We start from the raw sequence: 6,093 nt of genomic DNA, 5'->3' as shown, positions 1-6,093 counted from the left end.
CCCTGCAACATCCGCTTCTTCGATCCATATGTAACGGAATACGATCCCGCTTACACCAAATGTACGCTGGAAGAGCTCTTCACCACCAGCGACGTCGTTTCCATCCACCTCCCCGTGACGGAAGAAACGAAAAACATGATCGACGCCCGCGTATTGACATTGATGAAAAAAGACGCCATTTTTGTGAATACGGCGCGCGCGGCCGTGGTGAAGCGGGAAGATCTCCTCGCCGCCCTCGAATCGCGCGCCATCCGCGGCGCGGTGCTCGACGTGTTCGATAACGAACCGCCCGACGAAACGGACTACCGGATCATCGACCAGCCGCACGTGATCGCCACGCCGCACATCGCCGGTGCCACGTTCGAAGTGGAAGACCATCACGTGGCCATCATGAACAAAGCCCTTACCCAATGGTTCGCCAACGGAAACCGCCAGATACGCGAACTGGCGAACCGCCAAATGCTTACAACACCCGTCAATGGCTAAACACGACGCATATATCATCGCAGACATCGGCACGGGCAACGTGCGCGTAGCGATCGCAACACCCGGCGGGCAAGTGCTCGGCGTGGCGCGGGAAGATATCCGGTACGAAAAAGACCCGCTCTACCCCGACGCCCTGCACTTCGACCCAAACGCCCTCTGGCAGCAGATCCTCCGCCTCGCCACCCAAGCGCTCGCCGTCGCTCCCGGCGCGGAAATCCGCGCCATCACGGCCACCAGCCAGCGCGAAGGGATCGTCCTGCTCGACGCGCAGGGCAATTCCCTCACCGGACTCCCTAATATCGACCACCGCGGCCGGGAATGGGAATCCATGCTGGCGGATAAAAGCCGCGTCTACCAGCTGACCGGCCGTTATCCCACTTCGCTGTTTTCCGCGTTCAAGCTCGTGGGCATCCGCGAACGGAAACCTGAGGTCTGGTCCAAAACCACCTCCTTCCTCAGTATCTCCGACTGGGTGGAGTACCAGTTTTCCGGCATCGCGAAGTATGAGCACGCACAGGCATCCGAAACCCTGCTGTTCGATGTGGAGCGCCAGGAATGGAGCGCCGAGCTCTGCGCTGCGTTCGGCCTGGAGGCTTCCCTCCTGCCGCCACTGCGCACCTCCGCGTCCGTACTGGGCACAGTGAAGCCGGAAGTGGCGCAGGAATTGAATATTCCGCATGCGGCGCTCGTCATTACCGGCGGCGGCGACACGCAGCTGGCCATTAAGAGCACCCGCCCGGCGGTCGACGATATGGTCATCGTTTCCGGCACCACCACGCCCATCGTAAAGCTCACCGGCAGTTACACGCTGGACGCCGAAGAGCGCACCTGGACGAGCCGCGACATCGTGCCGGAGCGCTTCGTATTCGAAGCCAACGCCGGGGTTACGGGATTGAACTATCAACGCCTGAAAGAAATTTTCTATCCCAACGAAGGCTACGACGTCATCGAAAAAGAGCTGGCGGAAAACCGCCACACCTTCTGTATGGCAAGTCTGGGCTCGTTATTGGCCGATGAGGAAGAATCGCTCACAAGAGGCGGATTCATCTTCCCCGCCCCCGTTTCGCACCTGCTCACGCGCGGCAGCTTCGTATGGGCCACGATGGTCGACATCGCCTGTTCCATCGTAAAAAACTATAAAATCCTCGCGGAGGTAGCCGGGCATCAGCCCGATTACATCTGGGGCTGCGGAGGTGGTTTGCAGAGCCTGACGCTCCGCCAGCTCATCGCCAACCTGACGGGCAAGAAAGTGCAGATGCGCGCGGGTTTCCAGCAATCATCGGCCGTAGGCGGCGCATTGATCTGCAACGAAGCGCTGGGGATCGACGGGCAGATGGATAACACCACCGAAACCGTTTACCCGCAGGAAGAAGCCCACTACGCGGCCATTTATGCGGATTGGGAAAAGACACGGGATTATTTCCGCAACATGAACTGAGTCAAATTATTAATGGAACATACTTTTATCGGGCTGGACGTAGGCACACAGGGCGCAAGAGCCATCCTGACAGATGAACGGGGCCACGTACTGGCAACTTTCAGCGAGCATTTCCCGCTGAGCGCGGCTTCGCGCGAAGAGCAATCGCCGGAGGAATGGTGGGCAGCCTGCGAAAAACTGTTGTTGCAATTACTTCAACATCCTGCAGCCGCCAAACTGCGCGCCATCGGCGTTACCAGCACCTCCGGCACCATAATCCCTGTTGATGCGGCAGGACAGCCCCTGCACCCCGCCATCATGTACAGCGACGGCCGGCAGGCCGGAGAAGGGAAACGCTGCAAAGCGCTGGCGGAACAATTCCACCCGGACGGCTATACGGCTTTCAACACCACGAGCGGTTTGCCTAAAATGGTGTGGTTTGCGGAGAATTTCCCGGAGAAGGCCCGCCGGATACACAAATTCATCCACGCAGCCGATTTCATTACCGGTAAACTGACCGGCAACTTCGGCGTCACCGATTTTACCAATGTGTTAAAATCCGGCTACGACGTAGCAAACGAACGCTGGCCGGAATATATTTGGAGCCATTTGCCGCTGCGCCGCGAGTGGCTGCAGGACGTAGTGCCCTCCGGCGCACCCGTGGGCGAGGTAATTCTCCGCCTGCCAGGCATGCCGCCGAATGTAGTGGCAACGGCCGGGATGACCGACGGCTGCGCGTCGCAAATTGCTTCCGGCGCGGTAACGCCCGGCGCCTGGAACACGACCATCGGCACCACGCTCGTCGTGAAAGGCGTGACGCAACAGCCCGTACAGGACCCGCTCGGGCGGCTGTACAACCACCGCCACCCGCAGGGCTTCTGGATGCCGGGGGGCGCCAGCAATACCGGGGCCGACTGGATATCGAAACATTTCCCCGGCAACCTGGACGCGCTGAACGAAGCCGCCGCCGCATTGGTACCCACCGGGAAATTATACTGGCCGCTGGAGCAGCAGGGAGAAAGGTTCCCTTTCATAGCGCCCCAGGCGGAAGCTTTCGGGGATCCGGGGCTGGAAGGCGCGGAAAAATTCGCCGCCGGGATGGAAGGCGTAGCCTACGTCGAAAAGATGGCGTATGAAATGATTGAGCAACTTTCCGGCGAAACCGTTAAAGCCGTATACACCGCCGGCGGCGCCAGCAACAGCGCGCTCTGGTTGAAAATCAGGGCATCCGTACTGGGCGTGCCGGTGCATAAAATGAAAGAAGTGAGCGGAGCCGCGGGGGCCGCCATCCTCGCCGCCTCACAGACATATTACAGCAGCATCGCGGAAGCCGCGGCAGCCATGGCTCATATCGAAAACACCATGCAACCCGACCCGGAACTGGCGGAAGCCTATCAACACGGTTACCAGCAGTTCCGGGAAAAACTGAAAGAAAAAGGATATGCTTAACGTTTACTTGCTCCGGCACGGACAAACCGCCTGGAACGCAGACAATAACCGGTATTGCGGCCGGACAGACATCGCGTTGACCGCAAAAGGCATCGCGCAGGCAGAAGCCGTGCGCCAGCAGTTGAAAGACATCACCTTCGACGGCGTTTATTCCTCGCCGCTGGAACGTGCTTTCATGACGGCCAACATCGCTTCCGGAGCTTATGTCAAAAAGGATGAAAGGCTGATCGAGGCCGACTTCGGCACCTGGGAACAGAAAACGAAAGAAGAGTTCATCGCCGAGGCGCCGGAGCACTGGCATCGCTGGATGGAAGACCCTTACGCCTGGCGCGCGGGCGGAACGGGCGAAAGCGGCCGGGAAATCGTGGAGCGGGTAGACGCCTTCTTCACCGACATCCACCGCAAACACCCTTCCGGCAATATTCTCGTAGCCGCGCACAACGGCGTCAACCGCCTGTACCTTGCGTACAAACTGGGCATGCCGCTCCGCAACTACCGGATGCTCGTGCAGGAAAACGCTTCCGTCACCATGTTCACACTCGACGCTGACGGCGCATTCACTTTACAACATCTCAATGCCAAATTCTGACAGCATGAAAAGAATTCTCCTCGGCGGCGCGCTGCTTTGCGCTACCATCAGCGGCTTCGCCCAATCGGGCATGCACGTGCTGAAAATCAAAAACGCTAAGGAACTGCGGGCGTTCTTCCGATATACCGGCAACGACATCCCCTTCGTCAGCGGCCACCGCGGCGGCATCAACAAAGGCTTCCCTGAAAACAGCATCGAAGCCTTCGCCAACACGCTCCGCTTCACCCCGGCTACCTTCGAAATCGATCCGCGGCTCACCAAAGACAGCGTGATCGTGCTCATGCACGACGCCACCCTCAACCGCACCACCAACGGTACCGGTAAAGTGGGCGACTACACGCTCGCCGAGCTCAAACAGCTCCGCCTGAAAGATGTAGACGGCAACCTGACCGATTTCAGGATCCCCACGCTGGAAGAAGCCATCACCTGGGCGCGCGGCAAAACCGTGCTCATCCTGGATAAAAAAGACGTACCCTTCGAAATGACGGCCGCCATCATTAAAAAGCATAAAGCAGAAGGGCACGTTATGGTTACCGTACACACCGCCAAAGAGGCGAAATGGTACCACGAGCGCAACCCGGAAATCGTGTTCGAGGCATTCGTGAAAACGCAGAAGGCGCTGGAAGAATACGAGCAGGAAAACATCCCCTGGACGCATATCATGGCGTATGTGGGACCAGATAACAAGCCGGAACTGAAGCCGCTGTACGCCGATCTTAACAAACGCGGCGTAATGTGCATGATTTCCGCCGCGCCTACCTACGATAAACTGCCCGACGCGGGCGAGCGCGCCAAAGCATACCGCGCAGTGATCGAAGGAGGTGCCAGCCTCATCGAAGCCGACCGCTCGCTGGAAGCCGGCGAAGCCATCCGTTCGCTGGTGCCGGCCAAAAGCCCGAAAAAGAAATTCTTCGTAACCCGTAAATAAGACGTGTATTTTTTAACCTGTAACGTGTATCTCGCCGGTCCTTTCTTCAGGACCGGCTTTTTTATACCGGGAATGAACAATACATATGAAATTTGGGTAAATTGAAGGAAATAAATCCACCGCCCCATGGCCATTATTATCCTCGTACTGATCACATTAATTGCGATCGAACATTTGTATATCCTTTGGCTGGAAATGTTCGCCTGGACGACGAGAGCGCCTAAAGTCTTCAGGCAGATCCCAAAAGAAATGTTCGAGCCCACAAAGGCACTGGCGGCCAACCAGGGGCTGTATAACGGTTTCCTGGCGGCAGGCCTGATCTGGTGCGTATGGATCGATGATCCGGCCTGGCAACAGCATGTGGGGGTTTTCTTCCTGATTTGCGTAGCCGTAGCAGGCATTTACGGCGCGCTGACGGCCACAAAGCGCATCTTCTTCGTACAAGCCCTCCCCGCGCTGATTACGCTATTGCTGATCGCGGTGCTGTAAAGCCATGGCGTTTTCCCGGTACTTCTTCCGGAACCAGTACATGGACAGCGCGGTGCCCGCCAGGCCTGAGACGCCGGCGATCTTCACCAGCCCGGTATAAAAATCCAGCCAGTTCAATTCCAGCCGGAACACCGTTTTGGCCAGCATGACGCCCACGCTGCCGAGGTAACCGAATGAATCGGCGATGTAAATAAGAAAACCCACATTGCCCGTAAACCGGAAGGCAGCGATAAACCGGTCGAACAGCAGGCTGTTGAATGGAATATACACCATATACAATCCCAGTCCCGCCAGCAGCATCCAGGCATACATGCCGAGTTGCCCCGCGGAAAAAAGCATGGCGCCGGTTAATGTAAGCGCAAATCCCGCCAGCATGATCCACTGTGTAACGAAGAACGCCCTGAAATTATGTTGCAGCCAGCTCATGGCGGCGATCATGACGAGGATGATGAGGGAAATAAGGCTTTCCGTCCCCGCGAAAACGCCCGGCTGAAAGGGCTCCCCGGAAGCGCGCCACATATCGGCCATGAAGCTGTCGCGCACTTCGCGCAGGATCGTAACGAGGATATAAACGAGCACCAGCAATGTGATCCCCGGCCAAAAGCGCATCAGCAGCCCGCGGCGTTCCACGGCGCTCATCGGCAGCCTTTCCATTCGCTGCTCCTTGTCGGCGAGCCCGGGCGGAGGGATTTTTTCCAACAGCAATACAAATACTATCCGGACCGGCATAAGCAC

7 protein-coding genes are annotated in these 6,093 nt (G+C 57.8%); 6 read left to right on the top strand and 1 reads right to left on the bottom strand.

The genetic code is table 11. From position 1 onward, the window contains the following. From Q0510_RS20020 to Q0510_RS19995, 6 genes are all read left to right on the top strand, one after another. A partial coding sequence (locus Q0510_RS20020; protein WP_298715652.1) for an NAD(P)-dependent oxidoreductase occupies window positions 1-486 on the top strand: 486 nt, incomplete at its 5' end. After that, window positions 479-1,924 (top strand): FGGY family carbohydrate kinase, encoded by a 1,446-nt coding sequence (locus Q0510_RS20015; protein ID WP_298715650.1) that lies wholly within the window; start codon window positions 479-481, stop codon window positions 1,922-1,924. The genes Q0510_RS20020 and Q0510_RS20015, both read left to right, overlap by 8 nt. A 12-nt stretch (window positions 1,925-1,936) precedes the next feature. Continuing rightward, entirely contained in the window at window positions 1,937-3,352 is a 1,416-nt protein-coding gene (locus Q0510_RS20010; RefSeq protein ID WP_298715649.1) for an FGGY-family carbohydrate kinase, read from the top strand. Further along, window positions 3,345-3,941 (top strand): histidine phosphatase family protein, encoded by a 597-nt coding sequence (locus Q0510_RS20005; protein WP_298715647.1) that lies wholly within the window; start codon window positions 3,345-3,347, stop codon window positions 3,939-3,941. The genes Q0510_RS20010 and Q0510_RS20005 overlap by 8 nt, the downstream gene beginning before the upstream one ends. A 4-nt stretch (window positions 3,942-3,945) precedes the next feature. Further along, entirely contained in the window at window positions 3,946-4,869 is a 924-nt protein-coding gene (locus Q0510_RS20000; RefSeq protein ID WP_298715646.1) for a glycerophosphodiester phosphodiesterase family protein, read from the top strand. Window positions 4,870-4,995: 126 nt separating this feature from the next. After that, window positions 4,996-5,358: a DUF1304 domain-containing protein gene (locus Q0510_RS19995; RefSeq protein ID WP_298715644.1), complete on the top strand. Its 363-nt coding sequence runs from the start codon at window positions 4,996-4,998 to the stop codon at window positions 5,356-5,358. On the opposite strand, the gene Q0510_RS19990 is transcribed toward Q0510_RS19995, so the two are convergent. Next, window positions 5,335-6,093 (bottom strand): DUF5690 family protein (locus Q0510_RS19990; RefSeq protein WP_298715642.1); only part of this gene is annotated, 759 nt, incomplete at its 5' end. The genes Q0510_RS19995 and Q0510_RS19990 overlap by 24 nt on opposite strands.

Source organism: uncultured Chitinophaga sp., from assembly GCF_937874145.1.
Lineage (GTDB): Bacteria > Bacteroidota > Bacteroidia > Chitinophagales > Chitinophagaceae > Chitinophaga.
The sequence above is the reverse complement of the archived record's forward strand: the minus strand, read 5'-3'. Positions and strand labels throughout refer to the sequence as shown.

Coding starts and splice junctions, on each gene's coding strand:
- Q0510_RS19995 (WP_298715644.1), top strand. CDS start 4,996: ATGGCCATTATTATCCTCGTACTGATCACATTAATTGCGATCGAACAT.
- Q0510_RS20015 (WP_298715650.1), top strand. CDS start 479: ATGGCTAAACACGACGCATATATCATCGCAGACATCGGCACGGGCAAC.
- Q0510_RS20010 (WP_298715649.1), top strand. CDS start 1,937: ATGGAACATACTTTTATCGGGCTGGACGTAGGCACACAGGGCGCAAGA.
- Q0510_RS20000 (WP_298715646.1), top strand. CDS start 3,946: ATGAAAAGAATTCTCCTCGGCGGCGCGCTGCTTTGCGCTACCATCAGC.
- Q0510_RS20005 (WP_298715647.1), top strand. CDS start 3,345: ATGCTTAACGTTTACTTGCTCCGGCACGGACAAACCGCCTGGAACGCA.